Raw genomic sequence first — 24765 nt, 5'->3', positions numbered from 1 at the left:
CCCCACCCCACCCCCACCCCCGGCATCTCTCGTTGATCATGAAGTTGTTGTCGCGCCGCGCTGAGCGGGAAGGCAATAACTTCATGATCAACGAGGTGGGAGTGGGTGGGTGGGTGGGAGGGTGGGGTCAGTCGCGGGTGGGGGTTTCGGCGGCGGTGCGGAGGGTGGGGGCGCTCGCCGGTTCGGCGATGGCGCCGAGTTCCTCCGCGAAGGCCGGGTCCTGGGCGGTCTCCGCGGCCACCAGGGGCTGGTCGGGGGGCATGACGTCGGGGACCTTGGGCACCACGATCACGGCGGTGCCGTAGGCGCAGATCTCCATCCACATCTCGCCGCAGTCGCGACTGTCGAACCGCATCCCCACCACCGCGTTCGCGCCGAGCCGCCGGGCCTCCTCGCCGAGGCGGGCCACCGAGTCGGTACGCCAGCGGGTGAGGTTGTCCGGTGCCATCGGGTCGTACGCTCCACCGCGCAGGTTCTTCACCCCTTCGCGGTACGGGTTGCGGGTCCTGGCCATGGAGGAGACCACCTCGCCGAGGATCTGGCGGATCTCGTAGCCGGGAAGTTGATCCGTCGTCACGACCAGCACGTTTCCGATGCTGGCAGGCCCAGGTGCGGCACATCGTGAGCCCTGTTCACCTGCTCGGATGCTGAAAAACCGCGCGGCGCGGACGGCAGGCGCAGGGCCCACCATCCGCGCCGCCACGGGCGCTAAGGCGTCAGACGCCGGAAACCGACCGGATCCAGGCACGGTTGTACGCGACGCTGCCGTAGTTCTGGATGCTCTGGCCGTCCGCGGTGGAGGCCACGCCGACCTGCTGGCCGTTATAGAACTGCGGGCCGCCCGAGTCGCCACGCCAGGCGTTGCCGTTGATCCGGGTGCTCCGGATCGCCTGCCCGCCGTACGCGTCACTCACGTTGGTGCTGGTGACCCGGACGCTCGCGGTCTTGAGTTGGGTCGACGCCGAGCAGCCGCTGTAGCAGGTCATGCCCCAGCCGTAGATCGAGTTGGTCGAGTTGACCGGCGGGTTGCTGGAGGCCAGCGTGACGTAGCTGGTGCTCACCGAGCTGGACAGTCGCATCAGGGCCAGGTCGTACCGGCCGTAGGTGGCGCTGACCGTGCGGGTGACGCCGCCGGAGGAGCGGTAGACGCTGCCCACCCGGACCGACATCGAGCCGCCGAGGCAGTGCCGCGCGGTGAGGACCCACTGCGGGGCGATGATCGTGCCGGAGCAGGTGAACGAGCCGTTGCTGAAGACCGCGGCGGCCCACGGTGCCGAGGAGACGGTGCCGCCGCCGATGATGAGGGGAGCGACGGGTGAGGCGACGGCGCCGGAACTGGCGCCCATCACCGCGGCCATGGCGGTGGCGAGGACCGCGATCAGGGATCGGATGCGCATGGGACTCCTTCGGGTTCCCAGGACCCGGGTTCACCGGGCCGGCCTGCGGGGACGGACGGGGGTGATCCGCCACCGCGACGTCGATACATCGACGCCTGACGATGTACCGTAGGGCCCGGTGAGGTGTTTCACAAGAGGTTGATTGAAACAGGGCGATGTAACAGCTGGATTTCCCGGTGCCGGGCCGCGCACGACCGGCGGCGGTCCTCAGCTGCGCTGTCGCGAAGACGATCGGCCCGGCCGGGGCCGGCCGAAGGGGAGCCGGCAACGAAGCCGTATCGGGATCGCAACGAACCCGTATCGGTCCCGATCTGTCCGTGCGGGTAGGGCGGAGCGGCACTCCAGCGGCGTCCGGCCGGTGCGTCCGGTGCGGCATCTGCCAGGTAGGCTGGCTGCGCTCGCCCGTTGTGGGTCGGCACCCAACTGCGTACACAGTCAGGAGTGCCCAGTGCCTCGCGTCGTCGTCGACGTCATGCTCAAGCCCGAGATCCTCGATCCTCAGGGCCAGGCCGTCGCAAACGCGCTGCCCCGGCTCGGCGTCAACGACGTCGCCTCGGTACGGATCGGCAGGCGGATCGAGATCGACTTTACCGGTGAACCGGACCTGGACCGGGCCCGGGAGATCGCCGACAAGCTGCTCGCCAACCCGGTCATCGAGGACTTCACGGTCCGTCTGGTCGAGACCGACGAGCCAGCGGAAGCCCGGCCGTGACCGCCCGGGTCGGTGTGGTGACGTTCCCCGGCTCGCTCGACGACGGGGACGCCGCCCGGGCCGTACGGATCGCCGGCGCCGAACCGGTCCGGCTCTGGCACGGTGAGGCGGAGCTGCACGGGGTGGACGCGGTGGTTCTGCCCGGTGGCTTCTCCTACGGCGACTATCTGCGCTGTGGCGCCATCGCCCGGTTCGCGCCGGTGATGGAGAAGATCATCGACGCCGCCGGCGGGGGCCTGCCCGTGCTGGGCATCTGCAACGGCTTCCAGATCCTCTGCGAGGCGCACCTGCTGCCCGGGGCACTCACCCGCAACCAGCACCTGCACTTCCGCAACCGCGACCAGATCCTGCGCATCGAGGCGACCGGCACCGCCTGGACGAACACCTTCCAGCCGGGCCAGGAGGTGCTGATCCCGGTCAAGAACGGCGAGGGCTGCTACGTCGCCGACCCGGCGACGCTGGACCAGCTCGAGGCCGAGGGCCGGGTCGTCGCCCGCTACGTCGGCGGCAACCCCAACGGATCGCAGCGGGACATCGCCGCGATCACCAACCAGGCCGGCAACGTGGTCGGCATCATGCCGCATCCCGAGCACGCGGTGGAGGCGCTCACCGGCCCCTCCCTCGACGGCCTCGGCTTCTTCACCTCGGTGCTGAAGCACCTGGTGGGGGCGCCGGCGTGACCGTCCGCGGCGGGATCATCGGTCGGCTCACCCGCCCGTCGGGCGGCGAGCGCAACAAGGAGACGTCATGACCACGCACCCGGACCCGGTGCGGGAGAACCCGGAGACGGCCCCGGCGCAGCTGGCCGCTCCGGCCCGGCACGCCGCCGTCTCGCCGGCCACCGACTGGGCCGACGGGGTGGACACCGTGCCGCGCGCCGCGGGCACCCCGGAGGAACTCCAGCCGTACGCCGAGCTGGGGCTCGCCGACGACGAGTACGACCGCATCCGGCACATCCTGGGCCGCCGGCCGACCCAGTCCGAGCTGGCGATGTACTCGATCATGTGGAGCGAGCACTGCTCCTACAAGTCCAGCAAGGTGCATCTGCGGCAGTTCGGCGAGAAGGCCCCGCCGAGCGACCGGATGCTCGCCGGCATCGGGGAGAACGCCGGGGTCGTGCGGATCTCCGACGAACTCGCGGTGACCTTCAAGGTCGAGTCGCACAACCACCCGAGCTTCGTCGAGCCGTACCAGGGCGCGGCGACCGGTGTCGGCGGCATCGTCCGCGACATCCTGGCGATGGGCGCCCGCCCGGTGGCGGTGATGGACCCGCTGCGCTTCGGCGCTGCGGACCACCCGGACACCGCCCGGGTGCTGCCTGGCGTGGTCGCCGGTGTCGGCGGGTACGGCAACTGCCTCGGTCTGCCCAACATCGGTGGCGAGGTGGTCTTCGACCCCTGCTACCAGGGCAACCCCCTGGTCAACGCGCTCTGCCTGGGCGTGCTCCCGGTCGACCGGCTGCAGAAGAAGGACGCCACCGGCCCCGGCAACGTGGTGGTGCTGATGGGCGCCAAGACCGGCCGGGACGGCATCGGTGGCGTGTCGGTGCTGGCCAGCGCCACCTTCACCGAAGGCAGCGAGCAGCGCCGCCCGTCCGTGCAGGTGGGCGACCCCTTCATGGAGAAGCTGCTGATCGAGGCGTGCCTGGAGCTGTACGACGCCGAACTCGTCGTCGGCATCCAGGACCTCGGCGGTGCCGGCCTGACCTGCGCCCTGACCGAGACGGCCGCCTCCGCCGGCACCGGCATGCGGGTGTGGCTGGAGCGGGTGCCGCTGCGTGAGCCCTCGATGGAGCCGCACGAGATCCTGGCCAGCGAGTCCCAGGAGCGGATGCTTTTGGTCGTCGCGCCGGAGAAGCTGGAGGCGGTGCTCAAGACCGCCGAGAAGTGGGGCGTCTGGGCCACCGCGATCGGCGAGGTCACCGCGCCCGAGTCGGACGGTTCGCCGGGTCGGCTGCACATCACCTGGCGGGACCACCTGGTGGTGGACGTCCCGCCGGGCTCGCTCGTGGACGACGGGCCGGTCTACGCCCGGCCGATGCGCGAGCCGGCGGACCTGATCCTGCTCCAGGCCGACCGGGCCGAGACGCTGCCCCGGCCGGGCGATCCGGACACGCTGCGCGAGACCGTGCTGCGGATGATCGCCTCACCCAACCTCTGCGACAAGACCTGGGTCACCGAGCAGTACGACCGCTACGTGCTGGGCAACACCGTGCTCGCCCAGCCGGAGGACTCGGGCGTGATCCGCATCGACGAGCGCACCGGGCTGGGCGTGGCGCTGTCCGTGGACGGCAACGGCCGGTACGCCCGGCTCGACCCGTACCAGGGCGCCAAGTTGGCGCTGGCCGAGGCGTACCGGAACGTGGCGGTGACCGGCGCGACGCCGATCGCGGTCACCGACTGCCTGAACTTCGGCTCGCCCGAGGACCCGGGCGTGATGTGGCAGTTCGCCGAGGCGGTACGCGGCCTGGCCGACGGCTGCGCCGAGCTGGGCATCCCGGTGACCGGCGGCAACGTCAGCTTCTACAACCAGACCGGGGCGGCGGCCATCCACCCGACGCCGGTCGTCGGCGTGCTCGGGGTGCTGGAGAACGTCGCCGACCGGGTGGCGTCGGGCTTCGTCCCGCGCGCCGGTGCCGATCACGACCAGCTCTTCCTGCTCGGCGAGACGCACGTGGAGCTCTCCGGCTCGGAGTGGGCCTGGGTCGCCCACCAACACCTCGGTGGCGTACCCCCGCACGTGGACCTGGCCCGCGAGAAGCAGCTCGCCGGCCTGCTGGCCGACGCGGCCCGGGTCGGGCACCTCAGCTCCGCGCACGACCTCTCCGACGGTGGTCTCGCGCAGAGCCTGGTGGAGTCCTGCCTGCGCCACGGCGTCGGGGCGCGGATCGCGGTGCCGGAGCGGTTCGAGGGCACCTCGATGCCGTTCGTCTTCCTGTTCAGCGAGTCCGCCGGTCGGGTGCTCGTCTCGGTGCCGCGTGGTCACGAGAAGGCGTTCACCGCGCTCTGCGGTGAGCACGGTGTGCCGTGGGAGCTGATCGGCGTCACCGATCCGACGGCCGGCGCGCTGGAGGTGCACGGCCAGTTCCGGATCGGCCTGGACGAGCTGCGCGAGGCGTACACCGGCACGTTGCCGGCGCTGTTCGGCGGCGTGCAGCCGTTCGAGGTGACCGATCCGGCAGTCGCCGACGTCGTCATCGACGGGCCGACCACCGGCGTCGACGCGGTTGCCGAGGCCGACATCGCACCGGGTATCGAGGTGGCCGACGCGACGACCACCGGACCGGAGCAGACCGAACCGGCCCCGGACGAGGCCGTACCGGTCTCGGCCGAGGCCCCGTCGTCTCCGAGTGAGGAGCCGGCCGACCGGCCGGCTGAGCGGGCCACCCCGCCGGTGCGTGGCGGTCGCGTCGCGGCAACCCAGCCGTCGACCGAGGCCGCCGATCCGGCCGACTCGGCGGGCAGCCAGGAGGCACCCGGGGCGGAGCACGGTGACACCGAGCAGCCCGCCGCACCCGACGAGCGCTGAGGCGCTGGCCGCGGCCGTATCCGCCCAACCGGGGTCGGGGGTCCGGTTCGACTGGGGCCTGGCGGGTGCGGCCGAACTCGGCCGGGTCTGCGCCGCACTGGTGGTGGTGGACGTGCTGTCGTTCACCACCACCGTCGAGGTGGCGGTGGGACGGGGAATGCGCGTGCATCCGTTCCCCTGGGGCGAGCAGGCCGCCGCGTACGCACGCCGGGTCGGCGCGGTCGCTGCCACCGGCCGCCGGCAGGTCACCCGCGACCATCCGTGGTCGCTGTCGCCGGCCGCGCTGAGTCGGGCTCCGGTGGTGCCCGACCTGGTGCTGCCGTCGCCGAACGGATCGGCGATCAGCGCCGCCGCCAGCGCCACCGGGCTACCGGTGGTCGCGGCCAACCTGCGCAACGCCCGCGCCGTCGGGCGTTGGCTGACCAGCCAGGGGTACGGCTCGACGGCCGCCCCGGTCGGCGTGGTGGCCGCCGGGGAACGATGGCCGGACGGATCGTTGCGCCCCTCGGTGGAGGATCAGCTGGGCGCGGCCAGCGTGCTGGACGCCCTCTCCGGAGCGCCGGGCGGGCTCTCGGTGGAGGCGGCGATGGCACTGGCCGCGCTGGCCAGCACCCCGGATGTACCGGCGGCGATCCGCGGCTGTGTCTCCGGCCGAGAGCTGATCGAGGGCGGCTTCGCCGGGGATGTCGAGATCGCGGTACGCCTCGACATCTCCGACGTCATCCCACTGCTGCGGCAGGGCGTCTTCTCCGCCGCCTGACCGCTCGCGGTGCCCGGCGTCCTACGGGTCCAACTCGGTCCGCTGGCCGGTCCCTAGTCGTCGAGCCAGTCCAAGCGACGGCCGCCCCGGTCCTGGGGTGCGCCGTCAGGTCGGCCACGGCCGGCCTGGGCCGGGTCGCCGTAGCCGCCGCTCTGGCCGTAGCCACCCTGGTCGTAACCTTCGTCGTAGCCACCGCGTTGGCGTGGGGGCTCCTGGCCGTACCCGCCGCTGGCCTGGCCGCCGCCGTAGCCACCGTGGTCGTACCCACCGCGTGAGGGTGCCTCCTGGCCGTATGAGCCGCCGCCGTAGCCACCCTGGTCGTAGGCGCTGTCGTAGCTGGTGTTGTCGTAGCCACCGCGTTGGTGCCCGGCGTCCTGGCCGTAGCCTCCTGCCGGCTGGTCGTATCCACCATTCGGCGACGCGCCGTAGCCGCCATCCGACTGACCCGGAGCGTAGCCCCGGTTCGGGTCGGCCTGACCGTAGCCGCCGCCCGGCTCACCCTCGCCGTAGCCGCGAGTCGCGTCGCTCTGGCCGTAGCCGCCCGACTCGCCGTGACGGTAACCCCGCGTCGGGTCGCTGTGACCGTACCCGCCGGTGGGCTCGTTGCGGCCGTAGTCGCCGCCGGCCCCGCTCCGCCCGTAGCCGCCCGACTCGGACTGACCGTAGCCCTGGCCGCCGGCGTCCGGCTGGTACATCCCGGTGGCGTACGGGTCGGCGGGGGCCGGGTAGGCCGTCTCCTCGCCCTGGTAGCGCCCGGTCGGCTCGTCGTACCGCTCGCCGTAGCCACCACCTGCCGGGGGGTATTCCGGGCCGGCGTTGCCGGCTCCGTAGTCGCGGCTGCCGTAGCCGCTGCCGGACGACGGGCTGTTGCCGTAGCCGCTGCCGGAGGACGGGGCGTTGCCGTAGCCGCCGCCCGACGAGGGAGCGTTGCCGTAGCCCGCAGCACCGTATCCGCCCGGCTCGTCGCCGTAACCGCCACCACCGGACCAGCCACCCGGTCCGCTCGCGGCGCCGTAGGGCTGCGGCGGTGCGCCGTAGGGATCCGGCGGGACGTCGTCGATCACCGGTTGGTGCATCATCGTCGGCGCGTTGGCCAACCCGGGCCCGCCGACCATTGTCGGGTCCGGTGCGGCACCGACCCGGTTCACCACCCGGGTCTGGTCGTCGGCGCCGACGAACGGGCCACGGGCCGCCGGGACCGCGCCGGCCGGAGCACCGGCGGGCAGGTCACCATCGGGCTCGCCGTCCTCGTTCTCCTTGCGCTTCATCCAGAGCAGCACGATCGTGCCGACGCCGACGGCCACGAAGAGACCGCCCAGCAGGATGAGCAGCCAGTTGCCGAACCCGCCGGAGTCCTCGTTGGAGGTCGGGGCCTGGGCGGCGACGCTCTCGGTGGCGGTCTCCTCGTCCTCGCCGAGTTCGTCCTCGAAAGGGTCCTCGGTGGGCACCGCCGACTCGCTGGCCGACGGGCTGGCGCTCGGGCTCTCCGAGGCCGCGATCGGGAGGGTGATCCGCCGTCCGGTGATGCTCTGCCCGGCGTTGGCGGTGAAGCTCGCCACGGCGTTCTTGTTCTCGGCGCTCGCGCCGATGTCGATCCGCCCCGGCGCGATCGGGTTGTCGCTGCTGCCGGTGAACCGGAAGTTGCCGTCGCCGTTGGTGGTGGTGTCGCGCTGCTTGCCGGCGCTGTCCTTGAGCAGCACGTACGCGCCCGCCACCGCGTCGCCGCCCTGGTCGACGACCTTGCCGGAGATCGACCGCACCGTCTGCGGCGCCTGCGTCGTCGGCGGCGCCTGCGCCTTCACAGTCAGTCGAAAGGTGGCGGTGTCAGGATCAGAGCCGTCTGGTTGTACGCGCACGGTAACGGTTGCACTGGCATCGCGGGCGTTGTCATTCGCCTTCAGCGTTAGCAACTGGGTCTTGGGTGACAGCGGTGGACCGGTGAACTGGAAGCTGCCACAACCACTGCTGCAGGTCACCCCTGACGGAAGACCGGTCAAGCTAATCTCGCCGCTCTTGTCGTCAACGCTTGGCGTGATGCGAACGGTCACCGTAGCGTCGCTGCCGGCATCAACGTTCACCGAATCTGGAGAGACGGCAACTTCGGCGGCGAAGGCGGGTGTGGCTGGGGCGGCGAGAAGGGCACCGATCATCAGCGCCACGACCACACCGGCCCGCTTGTGCCAGGCTCGTCGGTGTGTTGACACGTCCACCGCCTTCCGGACTGACCTCCCCTGTCCGGCGGGTGCCGGCCGGGGGAACATCACGGTACGAATACGCCGTCGGCAACTATGCCTTGTCCGGCCGGATCGGCGCGACCCAGGGCCAGCGTGACGGTCGGCGCGGTCACGCCGTATCGTCCCGTCGTGTCCTCTCCGTACATTAAGTCCGCCTCGGTAGCGGCGGCACTGTCGGCGCTCGATGAGGGGCGTGCACCCGAACGGTCGGTGCTCCGCGAGGCGGTCAGGGCCTTGTTGACCCTCCTCGCGGACCGGGCCCCCGGCCGATCGGTGGAGGTGCGAGTCCCACCTTACGGTGCAGTTCAGTGCGTTCCGGGGCCGCGACACACCCGCGGTATTCCGCCGAACACGGTGGAGATGGATCCGGAAACCTGGCTGGGTCTGGCTGTGGGACGACTCGATTGGGCGCGGGCGGTCACGGAGGGTCGCGTGAAGGCGAGTGGCGCTCGCGCCGACCTGTCCCCCTATCTGCCCCTCGAACTGCGCTGACGGCCGAGGCCGGCTGACGCAGAGCGCCGATAGTGTGACTGTATGTGGCGACATGCATTCGCGTACACTGTCAGGCGACGACAGTGTGGTCCCCGGCCGTGAGGGGCGGAGCAACCCCCGTGGTTCCGCCAGGCCAGTCCAGACCAGCAAGAGGGAGCGGCAGGTGCCCCGAGGCGACGGCCGGCTGAGCCACGACCTTGACCCCCAGCGACCCGGCCCCCAGGACGCGTGCGGTGTCTTCGGCGTATGGGCCCCGGGGGAGGAGGTCGCCAACCTGACCTACTTCGGGCTGTACGCGTTGCAGCACCGGGGGCAGGAGGCGGCCGGCATAGCGGTCAGCGACGGCTCCGGCGTGGTGGTCTACAAGGATCTCGGGCTGGTGGCCCAGGTCTTCGACGAGCCGACGCTGGCCAGCCTGCGTGGGCACGTCGCGATCGGGCACGCGCGTTACTCCACCACCGGCGCGTCGACCTGGGAAAATGCCCAGCCGACCATCCGGGCGACCAGTGCGGGCACGACCATCGCGCTGGCGCACAACGGAAACCTGGTCAACACGGCCGAGTTGCAGCGTGAGGTGGCCGAGCGCGGCCTGGGCGCCGACGGTTCGACGAACGACACCTCGTTGGTCACCATGCTGCTGGCCAGTCGGCCGGATCTCTCCGTCGAGGCCGCCGCACTGGAGGTGCTGCCGCAGCTGCGGGGTGCGTTCAGCTTCGTCTTCATGGACGAGTCGACCCTCTACGCCGCCCGTGATGCGCACGGCGTGCGGCCGCTGGTGCTGGGCCGACTGGAGCGCGGCTGGGTGGTGGCCAGCGAGACCGCCGCGCTGGACATCGTCGGTGCCAGCGTGGTCCGCGAGGTCGAGCCGGGCGAACTGATCGCCATCGACGCGGAGGGTCTGCGGTCCACCAGGTTCGCCGCCCCCGAGCCCAAGGGCTGCCTCTTCGAGTACGTCTACATCGCCCGGCCGGACGCCACCATCGCCGGCCGCAATGTGCACGCTGCCCGGGTGCAGATCGGGCGACAGTTGGCCAAGGAACACCCGGTCGAGGCCGACCTGGTGATCCCGGTACCCGAGTCCGGCACGCCGGCGGCGATCGGCTACGCCGAGGAGTCGGGCATCACCTACGGTGCCGGGCTGGTGAAGAACCCGTACGTCGGACGTACCTTCATCCAGCCCTCGCAGACCCTGCGCCAGCTCGGCATCCGGCTCAAGCTCAACCCGCTGCGGCAGAACGTGCGGGGCAAGCGTCTGGTCGTGGTCGACGACTCCATCGTCCGCGGCAACACCCAGCGCGCGATCGTGCGAATGCTCCGCGAGGCCGGCGCGGTGGAGGTGCACGTACGCATCTCCTCGCCACCGGTCGCCTGGCCGTGCTTCTACGGCATCGACTTCGCCACCCGCGCCGAACTGCTCGCCAACGGTCTCGACAACGACGGCATCCGGCGCTCGATCGGCGCGGACACGCTGGGCTACGTCTCGTTGTCCGGCCTGATCGCCGCGACCGAGCAGCCGAAGACCCGGCTCTGCCGGGCCTGCTTCGACGGCGAGTACCCGATCGAGCTGCCGGTGGGCAACCTGATCGGCAAGCACGTGCTCGAAGGAATCGGCCGCCGGGTCGCCAACCACTCGGCCGACGAGGTCGAGTCCGCCGAGCAACTCGTCCCGCAACTCGACAGCAGCTTCGGCGACCTCAAACCGTCGGCGACCACAAACCGCCCGTAGCACCACGCGGCTGCTGCGCCGGTCACCGTCGACGCGACAGCCGAGGAACACAAAGGGGAGAACCGTGACGCACGTGTCCGAGCGCAGCGGCGCAGGAAGCAGCCCGAGCGGTGCTGGTGGGGACCGTCAGCCCTGGACGGCCGGTTCCGGCCGTCCGGCCCGCAAACGCGCGGTCTCGTACGCGGACGCCGGCGTGTCCATCGAGGCCGGTGACCGTGCCGTGGAGTTGCTCAAGTCGAAGGTGAAGCAGACCCGCCGGCCGGAGGTGATGGGTGACCTCGGCGGCTTCGCCGGCCTGTTCCGGCTGGACACCACGAAGTACAAGCACCCGATCCTGGCCTCCTCCACCGACGGCGTCGGCACCAAGCTGGTGATCGCCCAGCAGATGGACATCCACGACACGGTCGGCATCGACCTGGTCGCGATGGTCGTCGACGACCTGGTCGCCTGCGGGGCGGAGCCGCTGTTCCTGCTGGACTACATCGCCACCGGCGAGGTCGTGCCCGACAAGGTCGCCGAGATCGGCGCCGGCATCGCCGACGGCTGCCGGTACGCCGGCTGCGCGTTGCTGGGTGGCGAGACCGCCGAGCACCCGGGCGTGCTGCGCCCCGACGAGTACGACATCTCCGCCACCGGCGTCGGGGTGGTGGAGGAGAGCGAGATCCTCAGCTCCGAGCGGGTCGAGGTGGGCGACGTGGTGATCGCCATGCGCTCGTCCGGCCTGCACTCGAACGGGTACTCCCTGGTCCGGCACGTGCTGCTCGGCGCCGGCCGGATGCGACTGGACGTGGTGATCGACGACTTCGGTCGCCAGCGCACCCTCGGCGAGGAACTGCTCACCCCCACCAAGATCTACGCGCAGGACTGCCTCAAGCTGATCGCCGAGGCCGAGGTGCGGGCCCTGGCCCACGTCACCGGCGGCGGCATCCCCGGCAACCTGGTGCGGATCCTGCCGGAGCACGTGGACGCCGTGGTCAACCGGTCGACGTGGAAGCCGCAGCCGGTCTTCGACCTGGTCCAGTCCAAGGGCCGGATCGAGGACCCGGAGATGGAAGCGACCTTCAACATGGGCGTCGGCATGTTCGCCATCGTGTCGGCGGAGGACGCCGACCGGGCACTGGCCACGCTCACCGGGCGCGGCGTCGACGCCTGGCAGGCCGGCGAGATCATCGAGGGCACCGGTGAGGTGCAGATGGTCGGCCAGCACACCCGAGGCTGATCACTTTGCGCTGATCGTCCGACCACCTGATCAGGGCTTCACCCGAGTGGCCGTCGCCGCCTAGCCTGAAGGGCACCCTCGAGAGCTGCGGGGCGCGCCCAGGCCGGGTCGCGCCCGGCAGCCCAAGACCGCTACGGAGGAGGGCGATGGCTGCGCGGGGACGGTCATTGGGCGGGATGCGAGGCTTGGCCACCGTCCCGTCGTACGTCGTGATGCAGCCCACCACCTTGTGCAATCTCGACTGCGCGTACTGCTACCTGCCGTTGCGGGCGGCGGATCGGCAGATGCCGGTCGCCGTGGCGGAGGCGGTGGCCGAATCGGTGAACCGGTGGGCGGCCACCGACCGGTTCTCGGTGGTCTGGCACGGTGGGGAGCCGCTGGCCGCCGGCCGGGAGCGGCTGGCGGCGCTGATGGCGCCCTTCGGGCCCGAGGTGGAGCACCACGTCCAGACCAATGCCACCCTGATCGACGACGCCTGGTGCGAGTTCTTCGCCCGGCACCGGATGCGGGTGAGCGTGAGCGTGGACGGGCCGCGGGAACGCAACGGTGAGCGGGTCACCCGGGCGGGCCGGCCGGCGTACGACCGGATCGTCCGCGGAGTGGCGGCGTTGCGTCGGCACGGGCTGCCGTTCTCGGCGCTCGCGGTGGTCAACGACCCGTCCCCGGGCCGGGCCAGCGAGCTGTACGACTACTTCCTCGATCTCGGTTGTGAGGTGCTCGGCGTCAACATCGAGGAGACCGAGGGAGTCAACACCCGGGACAACGCCCACGACGCCCCGGCGGTGACCGGGTTCTGGGCCGAGCTGGTCTCGGCCTGGCGGCGAAATCCCCGGATCCATCTGCGGGAGGTGGAGTGGTCGTTGCGGTACGCCGCAGCGGTGCTGGACGGTACGGCGGACGATCTGCTGCCCAGCCGGCTCGACCCGATACCGACCGTGGCGTACGACGGCTCGGTCGTGGTGCTCTCGCCCGAGCTGGCCGGCTTCACCGATCCCCGCTACGGCGACTTCTCCAGCGGCAGCGTGCTCAGCACCCCATTGCACACCATTCTGGCCGCCGCGGAGCGCACGACCTGGGTCGGCGAGTTCATCGACGGCGTGGAGGCGTGTCGCTCCACCTGCCCGTACTTCGGGTTCTGTGGCGGAGGCCACGCGGCCAACCGCTACTTCGAGCTGGGGCGTTTCGACGGTACGGAGACCGAGCACTGCCGCAACAGCAAGATCCGCCTACTGGAGGGAGTGTTGGAGCATGCCCGAGACCACCAGCCACCGGGAGCCTGAGACCGCGACGGGAGACGAGCCCGACCGGGTCGCCGACCGGGTGCGTGCGGCCGCTGCCGGACTCAATGCTCTGCTCCACGAGGCCGAGGCCGCGCGTCGACTACGGGCGGAGGTGGCGGGTGGCGACGGAGCCAGTGCGGTCTGCGCCTGGAACCACTTCGAGAACATCCCGACGTTCTACAACTGGAACAACCGTCCCCGCTGACCGGTCGGTGCCGAGGGCCCGCCACGCCGCCGGAGCATCGTCCGGCCGTGGTGGGCCCTCGACTCGTCGGGTGCTGCACGCCGCCGCGTAACGGGCACATGCGTGAGCACGCGGGGAGTCACCGCGTGCTCAGATGTGACCGGGGGTCAGCGGGTCGGACGGACCCAGTTGTCCGGGTCGTCGTCGGAGTGGTCCTCGTCATCGTCGACGTACTCTTTGTAGTCGTCGTCGAAGTTGCGGTCCGACTTGCCGCTGCCGCCGAGTTCTCGCTGCAAGGCGGCGAGGTCGGTGTTCGGGGAGTGGTACTTCAGCTCCCGGGCCACCTTTGTCTGCTTGGCCTTAGCACGGCCGCGCCCCATGGCTCGACCCCCTCGCACAGAATGCGGGGCAGCCCGAAGGCGGGCCCCGATGACGTCAGGCATCTCTCGTGGCTCTTACGGTACATGGGGATGCCACCGTTCGGCACCTCGGGTTACCTACGACCGCGACCGCGCGTTGCGGTCGTCAGGACGTAACCCATTGTACCCGGTAAGGAGCGATGCCGGTATCGGTCGTGACATGCGGACAAATACCGACGAACACGCCGTACGTTCAGATTAACCCGTCGGGGTGCCGGGGCGGGACCAGCGGGCCCGCCCCGGCAGCGCGTCGTCAGCGCAGGTGAATCGCGCGCAGCCGGCCGATCTCGGCCATCCGCCGCTCGGCCAGCCGGTCCGCCGCCACGGCCGGCGGCACGCCGTCGGTGTCGGCGAGGCGGAGGATCTCCCGCGTGGTGTCGTAGATCCGGGTGGCGCGCATCTTGGCCCGCTCGAAGTCGAAGCCCTCGATCTCGTCCGCGACCTGGATCACACCGCCGGCGTTCACCACGTAGTCGGGTGCGTAGAGGATGCCCCGGTCGGCGAGCAGCTTCTCCACCCCGGAGTGGGCGAGCTGGTTGTTGGCCGCCCCGGCGACCACCCTGGCCCGCAGCGTCGCCACCGTGTCGTCGTCCAGGGCGCCGCCGAGGGCACACGGGGCGTACACGTCGATGTCGGCGGTGACCAGCGCGGCTACGTCGTCGACGAGGTGGACCTCGGGGTGGGTGGCGCGCGCCCAGTCCAGGGCTCGTGGGTTCACGTCGGTGGCCACCACCTCGGCCCCGTCCTCCGACAGGTGGCCGACGAGGTACTTGCCGACCTTGCCCAGCCCGGCGACGCCGACCCGCCGACCGCGCAGTGTCGGTACGCCCCAGACGTGCTCGGCCGCCGCCCGCATGCCCTGGAACACACCCCAGGCGGTGAGAATCGAGGAGTCGCCAGCACCGCCGTGCTCGACGCTGCGACCGGTGACGTACCGGGTCTCCCGGGCGATCACGTCCATGTCCGGCACGTAGGTGCCGACGTCGCAGGCGGTGTAGTAGCGACCGCCCAGGGACTCCACGAAGCGGCCGTAGGCGCGCAGCAGCGCCTCGCTCTTGATCTGCTCGGGGTCGCCCCAGATGACCGCCTTGCCGCCGCCCAGGTCCAGGCCGGCGAGGGCGTTCTTGTACGCCATGCCTCGGGAGAGGTCGAGCACGTCGGCGAGCGCGGCCGCTTCGCTGTCGTACGGGTAGAAGCGGGTGCCGCCGAGCGCGGGGCCCAGCGCGGTGGAGTAGATGCCGATGATCGCCTTCAGGCCGGTCTGCTTGTCCTGGCAGAACACGACCTGTTCGTGACCCGTGGCCTCCGGGTCGTCCGTGGTGGCGAATACGCCCATGACTGGCTCCTGTGTCGGCGGGCGCCCTCGTGAGGCGCGGACCTGGTCAAGCCGGCGGGGATGCTGCCGGTGCTGCGAGCCTAGTATCGGCGGGGCGTCGCGCCGTACCCCAGTGGTCGCCGTCCCGCCCCTCGGGCGGTCCGTCCCGACCCCGCCTCCGTCGCGGACGAGGCGGCGCGCAGCGCCTTGCCCGGGTTGCTCCTGCGCCGCGACAGGTCGCCCGGTGACGCCGAGCAACGCTCGGCTTGCCGTTCGTGGGAGGATCGCGCCGTGCCGTCGCTCTTCGCTTCATACCTGCGCGTGTACGAGCCGCTCACCGCCTTCGACCGGGACCGCCAGTCCTACTGGCGGCGCTACGTCGAGCAGGGGCGGGCCGTGGCGCCGGTCGAGGGGCCCGGCCTTCAGCGGACCTCGGTGATCGAGGCGCTGGGTGCCGGTTGGACGCGGCTGCCGGACCTGCCGGACGAGGCGTACGTGCTGGAGACCGACGAGACGCTGCTGGTGTGCCCGTGGAACCTGCGGATCCGGGTGGCCGAGGCGGCGTTGAGCGCGCGGGACGGCGTGCCGCCGGTGCTGGCCGACGCCTTCGTGCCGCCGGTACTGGCCGGGCAGGCCAAGGCCGTGGTGGAGGACTGGCGCAGCGGCGCCCGGGTGCTTGAGCACGGCGTTCCCCGGGTGCACGAACAGATCGCGACCTGGGGCGTGCCGCTGCGCTGGTTCGTGCTGTTCGAGCCCGAGGAGCGCCACCACGTCACCGTTCCGGAGCGGCGCTCGCTGCGCTTCCGGACGGAGATCTCCAAGGCTCGCCGTCGCTCGTCCCGGGCGCTCGCGGTGCTGCGCAAGTCGGTCGGCGACGCGCCGATCACGGAGGCGGTCGAGGAGGCGGCCCGCTGGCTGGAAGAGTTCCACCCGCGTTCGGTGGTGGAACTCGACTACGGCGGGCTGATCGACCTGCTCTCGGACGAAACGCTGGCCGAGGACGACTCGCCGGAACTGGTCGCGGCCGGGCTCGCCGGGCTGTCGCGCGGCGAGGCGGAGGAAGCGTCGGCGGCGTACGACAAGCTGGTCGCGCGGTGGCGCGCGGTGCAACTTCTGGAGCGTTGCAACTAGGGCACTAATGTCCCGATTTTTGGGCTCAACGTGAGGCTGGTTCGTAGTTGACGCATCACGAACCGTGATCATGAGTCCGAATAAGTTACTTTGTGGCGTGTAAAAGTCGTATAAATCGGGCATGGTTCATCCGTCCGTCTAGGGACGTTCGGCCGTTCGGCCCATGTCGGACATCGGGGACTAGCCGGACCATGGGAGACGCGTCGGCCGGCGGGACCCCGGCCGATGTCTATACATGTGGAGGAGTGACCGATGGCATCGCGAACGCACGAACCAGAGCCGCTACTCACACCGGCCGAGGTGGCGTCGATGTTCCGTGTCGACCCGAAGACGGTGACCCGTTGGGCGAAGGCTGGCAAGCTGAGCGCCATCCGGACCCTCGGCGGCCACCGCCGATACCGCGAGTCTGAGGTCAGGGCACTGCTGCAGGGGCAGATTCCGCAGCAGCGCCAGGGGGACTGACCACGAGGTTGATAACCAGAGCTTCACGAAGGGCGGCGGACTCGTTCCGCCGCCCTTCGCCATGCCCGGGGTGGACCGTCAGTCGGTCAGTTCGACCCGGATGCCCACGGTGCCACCCTCGCCCCGGCGCAGCCGACTGCCGAGCAGGGTCAGCCGGCCGATCACCCGGTACTTCTGCTTGATCAGGCTACGGATGCGGTTGGTCGCGCCCGGGTCGTACAGGCTCGCCCGGGCCGGCACCGCCTCGCCGTGTGGTCGGCCGCGCACGTCGCAGGGGGCCACGGTGACCTGCCCACTGCGGCGGATCCGCTTCACCTTGCCGGCGTCGGCCGCCGACCACACCGCCAGGGCGTCACCGTCGCGGACCGCCCAGACCGGGGTCGGCACCGCACGACCGTCTTTCCGGAACGTCGTCAGGAGGATGTACTTCTCGGTGGAGAGCCGGTCCAACGTGGTCACGCCGCCAGGATACGGGCGCTGCGGCCAACTGACCGGCCGGATAGCGTGATGCGTGTGACGGGGGAACCACGAATCGGTGACGTCTTCGGGGAACTGCTGCGCGACGCGCTGGCGGTGGCGACCGGCATCGGTCCCCGGCCGCTGGCCGGAGGGCGCCTACCCCGCCCGGTCATCGAGATCATCGAGCGGGACGACGGGCTGGTCAACGGCGCGCCGGCCGCCCACTATCTCGACGGGCCGCAGGACTGGCAGCCGCACGACCACCGTGCGGTCGACCGGGTACGCGGCGCGACGCTGGACGTCGGGGTCGGCGCCGGACGGATCGCGCTGCTGCTGCAGGAGCGGGGCGTACCGGTCACCGGGCTGGACACCTCGGCCGGCGCGTTGCAGGTGTGCCGCCGCCGGGGCGTACGCGACCTGGTGAACGCCACCGTCGACGAGCACGCCACGAGCGGCCGGCGGTACGACACCTTCCTGCTGCTCGGCAACAACCTCGGCCTGCTGGAGGGGCGGGAACGGGCTCCGGACTTCCTCGCCGCGCTGGCGGCGCTGGCTCGGCCGGGCGCCCAGGTGATCGCGCACGGCACCGACCCGTACGGCACCCGGGATCCGGTGCACACCGCGTACCACGATCACAACCGACGGCGGGGCCGGCTGGGTGGGCAGTTGCGGCTGCGCCTGCGCTACCGCGAGCTGGGTACGCCGTGGTTCGACTACCTGGTCTGTTCGCCGGAGGAACTCGCCGAGCTGGTGCGCGGCTCCCGCTGGCAGTTGGTCGACGTGGACAACCGCGACGCCCCGTACTACCTGGCCACCCTGCAACTGGCCCGCTGAGCCCGGCAACGGCAGCCAGCGGAAGTGTCAAGAAGGGCCCCTGCTCCAGCGCAGGCGTCGGCAGGGTGCCCTTCCTCACACCTCAGACTCGGACGGTCGGTGGAAGCTGCTCCGGGGGAAGCCCGCCGTCGCCGTCGACGATCTCGTCCGGCTGGCCGTCCTCGTCGATGTCGACCATCGTGATGTCCACCTTGCCGTCGCCGTCGGTGTCGAACTGGAACAGGTCGGCCTTGCCGTCGCCGTCGGTGTCGACCACCCACACGTCGGTACGGCCGTCGTTGTTGGTGTCGGCGCGCAGCAGCTCGACGCGCTCGTCGCCGCGTGTCTCGACGGTCCCCTCGACGGTCCCCTCGGCGCCCGCGCCGTCCACGGTCTCCGGTGCCTGGCTCATCTGCTCGTCCTTCCCTCGGTTGTCGGCGGTCTGTACCCGATCCCGTCCGCCCCCACGCATCGGACCGGGGCCGGCGCTGCATAGGGTCGCAGCATGACTGAGCGGAGCGTACGGGCTGACCCCCGGCGTGGCGGCGATCCCGCGCGCCGGAGGTTTCGGCGAGCGACCGAATCTCACTGTGCGGTGGTGTCGCGATGACGGAACGGTTCGTGGTGGTGGGTGCCGGCACGATGGGTCTCGGCATCGCCTACGTGGCGGCCGGCAGCGGTCACGCCGTGGAGCTGGTCGAGGTGGACCGGGAGCGCGGTGACGCCGCGGTGCGGCGGCTCGCCGAACTCTGGGAGCGGGCCGTGCGGCGGGGCAGGCTCAGCGCCGAGCAGGCGGACGCCAACCAGGCGCGGATCACCCTGCGGGCGGGGCTCGCCGAGGTCGCACCGGCACCGGACGTGATCGTGGAGGCGGTACCGGAACGGACCGACCTCAAGCGGGCCGTGCTCGCCGAGGCGGAGGCGCTGCGGCCGGCGCTGCTGGGCAGCAACACGTCAAGCATCCCGATCGCCGATCTCGCGGCGGGGCTGACCCGGCCGGAGGTCTTCTGCGGGCTGCACTTCTTCAACCCGGTCTGGGCGATGACGCTGCTGGAGATCGTGGTCGGGCCGGCCACCGCGGTGCAGACCACCGACGCGGCCGTCACGCTCGCCGGCCGGCTGGGCAAGGACCCCGTCGTGGTACGCGACATGCCGGGCTTCGCCACGTCGCGGCTCGGCGTGACCCTCGGGCTGGAGGCGATCCGGATGGTCGCCGACGGCGTCGCCAGCCCCACCGACATCGACAAGGCGATGGTGCTCGGCTACCGGCATCCGATCGGGCCGCTGGAACTGACCGACCTGGTCGGTCTGGATGTGCGCCTGGACATCGCGCGGACGTTGCAGGCCGCGTACGGCGACCGGTTCGCGCCGCCGCCGCTGCTCGTGGAGCTGGTCGCCGCCGGTCGCCTGGGCAAGAAGTCCGGGCACGGCTTCTACCGGTGGACCGACGGGGCGCGCTCGGGCGGCAGCGAGCCCGTCGCGACCACTGGTGGTGTTGCGGGCGGTGCCGAGTCACCGGAGGCGGCACGATGAGCGGATTGCGGGTCGAGGAACAACCGGACCGGCTGGTGGTCACGCTGGACCGGCCGGAGAAGCGCAACGCCATCGACGCCGACCTGATCGCGGCGCTGCACGGGGTCTGCGCCGAGTTGGAGGCACACCCCCGGATGCTGCTGCTGACCGGCGGCACCGACGGGATCTTCGCCGGCGGGGCGGACATCGCCCAGTTGCGGGAACGCGGCCGGCTGGACGCACTGGCCGCGATCAACTCGGCGGCCTTCGCCCGGATCCGGGCGTTGCCGATGCCGACCGTGGCGGCGATCGACGGCCCGGCGCTGGGCGGCGGTGCCGAGCTGGCGTACGCCTGCGATCTTCGGGTCTGCTCGGCGCGGGCGGTCTTCGGCCAGCCGGAGGTGCGGCTCGGCATCCTGGCCGGCGCCGGCGCCACCCACCGCCTGCCCGCGCTGGTGGGCGAGGCGCTGGCCAAGGAACTGCTGTTCACCGGCCGACGGGTGGACGCGGCGGAGGCGCTGCGGATCGGCCTGGTGAACCGGGTGGTGGCCACGCCGGAAGAGTTGCTGCCGGCGGCCCACGGTCTGATCGACGAGATGGCCAAGGGCTCGGCGTTGGCGCTGCGGTTGACCAAGCTCGCCGTGGACGCCCCGACCGCCGCGCATCCACAACTGGACCTGGTCAGCCAGGCGGTGCTCTTCACCGACGAGGAGAAGCACCGCCGGATGACGGAGTTCCTGCAACGGCGGCGCGAGCGCTGAGGCGCGCCCGGAAACAGCGACGGCCGCACCGTGTCACGGTGCGGCCGTCGGCGTCGACTGGCTCAGGAGGCGTTCAGCGCGGCCAGCGGTACGTCGGCGTCGGCGAGTGCCCGGATCACCGCGGCGGACTCGCTGAATCCGATGATGAGCACCGCGTCGGCCCCGAACTGCTTGATCTGCTTGGCCCCCTCGGTGAAGTTGATCGGCGCGGCCTCGGCGTCCTCGCCGGGCTCGTAGCCGAGCAATTTCACCTTGTCGCCGCCGAAGCCGGCCCGCTCCAGCTCTGCCCGGACGACCTCCTGGAGCCCCTTGCCGTACGAGTCCTGACGCGCCACGATAGCGATCTTCTGCGGGCCGTCCCGGAGAATCACGTCGGCCAGCGCCCGACCCTGGAGACTGTCCGGCGGGGCGGTACGGAAGTAGAGACCCTTGTCGTCGGCCTCGGTCAGATCCGCGGCCGTGTTCGACGGCGAGAAGAGGATCAGGCCGGCGTCCACCACGTCGGGCAGCACGGCCGCGGAGATGCCCGAGCCGCCGGCACCGATGATCACGTGTACGCCGGCGTCGATGTGGCTGGCCACGGTCGCCTTGGCCACGGTCGGGCTGGTGCCGTCGTCCCCGTCGATCCAGACCACGTCCTCGCCGAGCACCCCACCGGCCGCGTTGATCTCCTTGAGGGCCAGCGCCGCACCGGCCGCGATCGGCGGGTTGGCGATGGCCAGGTCACCGGTCTTGGGGAGCAGGCCACCCAGGACCAGCGGGGCGCCGCTGTTCGGGTCGGGGAAGCTGCCGTTCTGCCGCTTCGCCTTCGGCGGGGATTTCTTGCTGGCCGTCGACTCGTCACCGGCGCCGACGAACTCCGTCTTGGCGTCGTTGAGCTGTTGACCGTCGAAGTGCAGGGTGGCGTAACTGGCGGTGGCCGGCTCGCCCGCGTCCGTGAAGCCGGCCCGGGTGATCGACACGCTGCGGTACTCGATGTCGGTGCCCTGGCGGGCCAGTTGCAGGCACTTGTTGGCCGTGGTGCAGCTGGTGCCCTTGTTCGTGACGCCCACGATCTGCTTGGCGATGTCCGCGGGGTCGGTCGACCCGGCGAGCTGCGCCGCCAGCGCGCTGATCAGCACCGCGTCGTACGCCTCGGCGCTGTAGAGGTAGTCGGTCAACCTCGGGTCCACGGACCGTAGCCGGTTCTTGAAGTTGTCCGGTAGCGGCGTGAGCGGGGTGGTGCCCTTCATCCCGTCGACCAGGCCGGCGCGATCCTTCAACTCCTCCGGGTACGAGTTGAGCATGTTGCCGTCCGTGCCGTAGAGGCGCACCTGTTGGGTGGTCGCCTCCTCGGGCTGGTCTTCCCCGCAGGCACTGGTGGCGAGCAGGACCGTGGCGCAGACAGCCAGGATGGCCGTCCGCGAGCCGCGCGACATGTGCATGGTCGTCCTTCCTCGGGCGAAGGTCCGCTGCGCAGACTAGCGTGCCGTGACCGGCGGCGGGACCGTGGAGGTCGGTCTATCCGCAGGTCGCCTCCACCATGTGCGGAGAGTAACCACGGTGGGTTCCTTGACCGGCACCCGTACTGTGCGGTCCGTGACCGACTCGCCACAGCAGACGTTCGAGGACGCCGCGACGATTCTCAGCTCGGCCCTTGACGGGGACTCCGACGCGGTGGTGGGAACCTTCGACGCGGTGGTGGACCGGGCCGGCCTGTCCGGCGCGTACGACGTGGCGTGGTGCCTGGCCGCGACGATGGTGGGGGATCCGGTGCCGCCCGGAGCCTGCGCGCTCGATTTTCCCGGCATCGACCAGGCCGGGTACGACGCCCGGTGGGTGGCCCGCTTCGTCAGCGCGTACGCCAATGCCGACCTGGACACCGCCCGGGCGCTGTTCGGCGCGGCGGCCGCCGACGGGCTGCTGCCGGAGTGTCTGCTCACGCTGGCCGGCTCGACCGTGGCGACGCTGCGGCATCGGGCCGCCTGACGTTGCGCGTCGATGGTCGAGCCCGGCACGGCGCTCATGCGGGCGAGTGGATCAGTGTCGCGGCGTAGCGGGAGAGCAACTCGTGCCAGCCGGCGGTCAGCGCCTGCCGGTAGCCCTCGGCGGCCGTGCCGTGCCGGTCGAAGTGCCGGTGCGCCACCTCGATCAGGGTGCCGGATTCGGCGGGGGTGAAGAGCACCTCGACCTCGCTGGCCCGGGCCGGGTCGGGCACCGGAGCGCGATCCGCACCGATCTGCCAGGTGAACACCAGGCGGCGGGGCGGATCCCAGGTCAGCACGCGACCCCAGTCGGCGCGGAACCCGTAGGGACCGACCTCGTAGAGCATCCCGCCCGGGCGGGGCTCCATGCCCAGCTCGGCCAGGAGGGTGGGGCCCGACCAGGTGTACTCCATCACCCACCAGTCGGCGAGCCGCCCGGTGAAGACCTCGTACGCCCGTTCGGCGGAAGCGGGGACGAACAGGGTGCTGCGGAGTGCGAACCGTTCAAGTTCCTGCTGGATGTCGGTAGGATCGGCCATCCCCTGTCCCATAGGCCCGGACCATACCGGCTCATGCCTCGGTGCGCAGCTTCCTCCGATGTCTGTCCCGCCTGATGATCGCCGGACTCTTCGATGTCGGGCGGAGCGGGACCACGAGACGCCGCAAGTCGCGCGCTGGACCGCCCCCGGAGGCCGCGACTTGCCGCAATCCGTTGCGCCCGAACGGTGGGAGATCGTTTTTCAGCCGGTGAGCCGGCCCAACCCGGGCAGGAAACGGCCGACCCGTCCCGCGTAGCGGCGGTAGGCGTCACCGTGGGCGGCGAACAGGTACGGCTCCTCCACCGCACGGACCTGTACCTGCAGCGCCACGATCAGGACGCCCAGGGCGGCGAGTGCCGCCGCGTTGGGCACCATGAGGGTCAGGCCGAGCATGGTCACGGCCATGGCGGTGAAGATGGGATTGCGGGCGTACGCGAATGCCCCTCCGGTCACCAGTTCGGTGCGCTCGGTCGGGTCGACTCCGATGCGCCACGAGGCGCCCATGGCCAGTTGGGCGGCGAGCGTCGCGCCGATGCCGACGGCGGCGACGACGAAGCCGGCCACGTGCAGCGGACGGTGATCCAGACCGGGCAGCGGAGGCAGGCCGGCGAGGGCGGCGACCGGGCCGGCCAGGCCGAGCACGAGAGCAGCGACGAACAGCAGCTTGGCCCACCACCGAAGCCTGCCGACCGGGCCGGCGTCGAGACGCAGGCCGGTGTCTCCGGTGCGCCGCCACTGGGCGAACGTGCGCCAGCCGAACGCGAGCAGCAGGCCGAGCAGGTAGAGCAGCAGCGCGGGCCAGGCCACGTCACACCTCCCGATTGGGGCAGCAGTTGTCGGTGGAGCCAGAGGTCGGTCCGGTGGTCTCCGCGACGGCGACCGGTGCGCAGTCGTCGCAGTGCTCGCCGCGCCACGCCTGCACGCCTTCCCTGACCGCGATCCCGGCGATGACGAGCGCCGCGATCGGGTCCGCCCAGGACCAGCCCCACAGGGCGTTGAGGAGCAGGCCGACGAGCAGGACGGCGGACAGGTACGTGCACAGCAGCGTCTGGGTGGAGTCGGCCATGACCGTGGCCGAGCCGAGTTCCCGTCCGGTGCGCCGCTTGGCGGCGACGAGCAGCGGCATCACGATCAGCGACGCCACGGCCAGGCCGATGCCGACCGGGCTGGCCTCGGCCTCACCACTGCCCAGCAGCGACCGGAGGGCGTCGACGCTCACCCACGCGGCCAGGGCGAAGAAGGAGAGGCCGATCAGGCGCAGCGCCAGCCGTTCCCGGTCCTCGGGGACCCGGGAGCGGAACTGCCAGATCAGCACCGCCGCGCTGGACACCTCGACGAACGAGTCCAGGCCGAAGGCGACAAGCGCGGTGGAGGAGGCTGCCGCTCCGGCGGCGATGGCGACCAGGCCCTCCAGGAGGTTGTAGCCGGCGGTGGCGTAGGCGAGCCACAGGCTGCGCCGGGACAGCACCGCCCGCCGTCGCGGGGTGACGGCCGACGAGCTCACGCCCGCGACTCGGCGGGCGCTCCGTACACCGGGCAGAGGGCGACCGCCTCGCCGGTGGCCGCCAGCAGCAGCTCCGCCGAGCGGAGCAGGTCCAGCAGCTCGGGTCGGGTCAACCGGTAGAACGACTGGCGACCCTCGACGCGGTAGTCGACGAGGCCGCAGTCGCGCAGACAGGCCAGGTGCTTGGACACCGTCGACTGGGCCGTGCCCAGCTCGCCGGTCAGATCCACCACCCGCGCCTCCCCGGCCGTGAGACGGCGCACGATGGCCAGCCGGGTCGGGTCGCCGAGGGAGCGGAACAGCGCCACGGCCGGGGTCGGTGCTGACGTGCAATCAATCGCCACAAGGCGATGA

The 24765-nt window shown here is 71.4% G+C and carries 27 protein-coding genes; 15 read left to right on the top strand and 12 right to left on the bottom strand.

Translation table 11 applies throughout. The annotated features are described in order from the left end of the window. Window positions 1-127 precede the first annotated feature (127 nt). The gene (locus KBX00_RS24185; protein WP_210830353.1) at window positions 128-691 is read right to left on the bottom strand and encodes a YbjQ family protein; all 564 of its coding nucleotides are present in this window, start codon (window positions 689-691) and stop codon (window positions 128-130) included. Window positions 692-716: 25 nt separating this feature from the next. Next, entirely contained in the window at window positions 717-1397 is a 681-nt protein-coding gene (locus tag KBX00_RS24180; RefSeq protein ID WP_210830352.1) for a trypsin-like serine protease, read from the bottom strand. A gap of 448 nt (window positions 1398-1845) precedes the next feature. Here KBX00_RS24180 and purS point away from each other — a divergent pair, with 448 nt between their 5' ends. The 4 genes from purS to KBX00_RS24160 all read left to right on the top strand — a co-directional run bounded on the left by purS (window position 1846) and on the right by KBX00_RS24160 (window position 6397). Continuing rightward, the gene (purS, locus tag KBX00_RS24175) at window positions 1846-2109 is read left to right on the top strand and encodes a phosphoribosylformylglycinamidine synthase subunit PurS (protein ID WP_210830351.1); all 264 of its coding nucleotides are present in this window, start codon (window positions 1846-1848) and stop codon (window positions 2107-2109) included. Further along, window positions 2106-2789: a phosphoribosylformylglycinamidine synthase subunit PurQ gene (gene purQ, locus KBX00_RS24170; protein WP_164446663.1), complete on the top strand. Its 684-nt coding sequence runs from the start codon at window positions 2106-2108 to the stop codon at window positions 2787-2789. Before purS ends, purQ begins: the two co-directional genes overlap by 4 nt. Before the next feature lie 67 nt (window positions 2790-2856). After that, the gene (gene purL / locus KBX00_RS24165; protein WP_210830350.1) at window positions 2857-5637 is read left to right on the top strand and encodes a phosphoribosylformylglycinamidine synthase subunit PurL; all 2781 of its coding nucleotides are present in this window, start codon (window positions 2857-2859) and stop codon (window positions 5635-5637) included. A 4-nt stretch (window positions 5638-5641) separates the two neighbouring features. Next, the gene (locus KBX00_RS24160) at window positions 5642-6397 is read left to right on the top strand and encodes a 2-phosphosulfolactate phosphatase (RefSeq protein WP_210830355.1); all 756 of its coding nucleotides are present in this window, start codon (window positions 5642-5644) and stop codon (window positions 6395-6397) included. 53 nt (window positions 6398-6450) lie between these two features. Here the strand turns inward: KBX00_RS24160 and KBX00_RS24155 are convergent, their stop codons facing one another. Next, complete coding sequence (locus KBX00_RS24155) at window positions 6451-8658, bottom strand: carboxypeptidase-like regulatory domain-containing protein (protein ID WP_210830354.1); 2208 nt, start codon at window positions 8656-8658, stop codon at window positions 6451-6453. Between the two features lie 102 nt (window positions 8659-8760). Between KBX00_RS24155 and KBX00_RS24150 the strand changes: the two genes are divergently transcribed. The 5 genes from KBX00_RS24150 (at window position 8761) to amcA (ending at window position 13553) form a co-directional block, all read left to right on the top strand. Further along, window positions 8761-9123: a sterol carrier family protein gene (locus KBX00_RS24150; RefSeq protein WP_210830349.1), complete on the top strand. Its 363-nt coding sequence runs from the start codon at window positions 8761-8763 to the stop codon at window positions 9121-9123. A gap of 163 nt (window positions 9124-9286) precedes the next feature. Continuing rightward, window positions 9287-10849 carry an amidophosphoribosyltransferase gene (gene purF, locus KBX00_RS24145; RefSeq protein ID WP_210830348.1) on the top strand — a complete coding sequence of 521 codons (1563 nt, stop codon included), beginning with the start codon at window positions 9287-9289 and terminating at the stop codon, window positions 10847-10849. Window positions 10850-10913: 64 nt separating this feature from the next. Then, window positions 10914-12068, top strand: a complete 1155-nt coding sequence (gene purM / locus KBX00_RS24140) for a phosphoribosylformylglycinamidine cyclo-ligase (RefSeq protein WP_210830347.1) — start codon at window positions 10914-10916, stop codon at window positions 12066-12068. A 176-nt stretch (window positions 12069-12244) separates the two neighbouring features. Next, a complete protein-coding gene (gene amcB, locus KBX00_RS24135; RefSeq protein ID WP_301548526.1) occupies window positions 12245-13348 on the top strand; it encodes a cyclophane-forming radical SAM peptide maturase AmcB in 1104 nt (367 codons plus the stop codon). After that, on the top strand, window positions 13317-13553 hold the full coding sequence (gene amcA, locus KBX00_RS24130) for a multiple cyclophane-containing RiPP AmcA (RefSeq protein WP_210830345.1): 237 nt from the start codon (window positions 13317-13319) through the stop codon (window positions 13551-13553). The genes amcB and amcA overlap by 32 nt, the downstream gene beginning before the upstream one ends. Before the next feature lie 146 nt (window positions 13554-13699). Here amcA and KBX00_RS24125 read toward each other — a convergent pair whose 3' ends face one another. Both KBX00_RS24125 and KBX00_RS24120 read right to left on the bottom strand, forming a co-directional pair. Then, the gene (locus tag KBX00_RS24125) at window positions 13700-13912 is read right to left on the bottom strand and encodes a DUF3073 domain-containing protein (RefSeq protein WP_093403828.1); all 213 of its coding nucleotides are present in this window, start codon (window positions 13910-13912) and stop codon (window positions 13700-13702) included. Between the two features lie 292 nt (window positions 13913-14204). Further along, window positions 14205-15287, bottom strand: a complete 1083-nt coding sequence (locus KBX00_RS24120) for a Glu/Leu/Phe/Val dehydrogenase (protein WP_210830344.1) — start codon at window positions 15285-15287, stop codon at window positions 14205-14207. Window positions 15288-15557: 270 nt separating this feature from the next. Between KBX00_RS24120 and KBX00_RS24115 the strand changes: the two genes are divergently transcribed. Together KBX00_RS24115 and KBX00_RS24110 are read left to right on the top strand one after the other, a co-directional pair. Continuing rightward, window positions 15558-16397 (top strand): hypothetical protein, encoded by an 840-nt coding sequence (locus KBX00_RS24115; RefSeq protein ID WP_210830343.1) that lies wholly within the window; start codon window positions 15558-15560, stop codon window positions 16395-16397. A 252-nt stretch (window positions 16398-16649) separates the two neighbouring features. Further along, window positions 16650-16859: a BldC family transcriptional regulator gene (locus KBX00_RS24110; protein WP_007073996.1), complete on the top strand. Its 210-nt coding sequence runs from the start codon at window positions 16650-16652 to the stop codon at window positions 16857-16859. A 78-nt stretch (window positions 16860-16937) separates the two neighbouring features. On the opposite strand, the gene KBX00_RS24105 is transcribed toward KBX00_RS24110, so the two are convergent. Further along, window positions 16938-17318, bottom strand: a complete 381-nt coding sequence (locus KBX00_RS24105) for a PPOX class F420-dependent oxidoreductase (RefSeq protein ID WP_210830342.1) — start codon at window positions 17316-17318, stop codon at window positions 16938-16940. Between the two features lie 54 nt (window positions 17319-17372). On the opposite strand from KBX00_RS24105, the gene KBX00_RS24100 reads away from it, so the two are divergent. After that, a complete protein-coding gene (locus tag KBX00_RS24100) occupies window positions 17373-18152 on the top strand; it encodes a bifunctional 2-polyprenyl-6-hydroxyphenol methylase/3-demethylubiquinol 3-O-methyltransferase UbiG (protein WP_210830341.1) in 780 nt (259 codons plus the stop codon). Window positions 18153-18234: 82 nt separating this feature from the next. Here the strand turns inward: KBX00_RS24100 and KBX00_RS24095 are convergent, their stop codons facing one another. Continuing rightward, on the bottom strand, window positions 18235-18543 hold the full coding sequence (locus KBX00_RS24095) for a hypothetical protein (RefSeq protein WP_210830340.1): 309 nt from the start codon (window positions 18541-18543) through the stop codon (window positions 18235-18237). Window positions 18544-18737: 194 nt separating this feature from the next. Here KBX00_RS24095 and KBX00_RS24090 point away from each other — a divergent pair, with 194 nt between their 5' ends. Next, window positions 18738-19664 carry a 3-hydroxyacyl-CoA dehydrogenase family protein gene (locus KBX00_RS24090; RefSeq protein WP_210830339.1) on the top strand — a complete coding sequence of 309 codons (927 nt, stop codon included), beginning with the start codon at window positions 18738-18740 and terminating at the stop codon, window positions 19662-19664. Further along, window positions 19661-20404: an enoyl-CoA hydratase/isomerase family protein gene (locus KBX00_RS24085; RefSeq protein WP_210830338.1), complete on the top strand. Its 744-nt coding sequence runs from the start codon at window positions 19661-19663 to the stop codon at window positions 20402-20404. The genes KBX00_RS24090 and KBX00_RS24085 overlap by 4 nt, the downstream gene beginning before the upstream one ends. A 62-nt stretch (window positions 20405-20466) precedes the next feature. Here the strand turns inward: KBX00_RS24085 and KBX00_RS24080 are convergent, their stop codons facing one another. Next, a complete protein-coding gene (locus KBX00_RS24080) occupies window positions 20467-21828 on the bottom strand; it encodes an ABC transporter substrate-binding protein (RefSeq protein ID WP_210830337.1) in 1362 nt (453 codons plus the stop codon). A 154-nt stretch (window positions 21829-21982) separates the two neighbouring features. Between KBX00_RS24080 and KBX00_RS24075 the strand changes: the two genes are divergently transcribed. Then, window positions 21983-22372, top strand: a complete 390-nt coding sequence (locus KBX00_RS24075; RefSeq protein ID WP_210830336.1) for a hypothetical protein — start codon at window positions 21983-21985, stop codon at window positions 22370-22372. Window positions 22373-22406: 34 nt separating this feature from the next. Here KBX00_RS24075 and KBX00_RS24070 read toward each other — a convergent pair whose 3' ends face one another. From KBX00_RS24070 to KBX00_RS24055, 4 genes are all read right to left on the bottom strand, one after another. Next, window positions 22407-22919 carry an SRPBCC family protein gene (locus tag KBX00_RS24070; RefSeq protein WP_210830335.1) on the bottom strand — a complete coding sequence of 171 codons (513 nt, stop codon included), beginning with the start codon at window positions 22917-22919 and terminating at the stop codon, window positions 22407-22409. A 189-nt stretch (window positions 22920-23108) separates the two neighbouring features. After that, window positions 23109-23714 carry an isoprenylcysteine carboxylmethyltransferase family protein gene (locus KBX00_RS24065; RefSeq protein WP_210830334.1) on the bottom strand — a complete coding sequence of 202 codons (606 nt, stop codon included), beginning with the start codon at window positions 23712-23714 and terminating at the stop codon, window positions 23109-23111. 1 nt (window position 23715) lies between these two features. Continuing rightward, window positions 23716-24411, bottom strand: a complete 696-nt coding sequence (locus KBX00_RS24060; protein ID WP_210830333.1) for a cation transporter — start codon at window positions 24409-24411, stop codon at window positions 23716-23718. Beyond that, window positions 24408-24755, bottom strand: coding sequence for a metalloregulator ArsR/SmtB family transcription factor (locus tag KBX00_RS24055; RefSeq protein WP_210830332.1), 348 nt, complete (start codon window positions 24753-24755; stop codon window positions 24408-24410). Before KBX00_RS24055 ends, KBX00_RS24060 begins: the two co-directional genes overlap by 4 nt. Window positions 24756-24765 lie beyond the last annotated feature (10 nt).

This window comes from Micromonospora sp. C95 (genome assembly GCF_018070465.1).
In the GTDB taxonomy this organism is placed as follows: domain Bacteria; phylum Actinomycetota; class Actinomycetes; order Mycobacteriales; family Micromonosporaceae; genus Micromonospora.
This window is presented reverse-complemented; position numbering and strand designations above follow the sequence as displayed.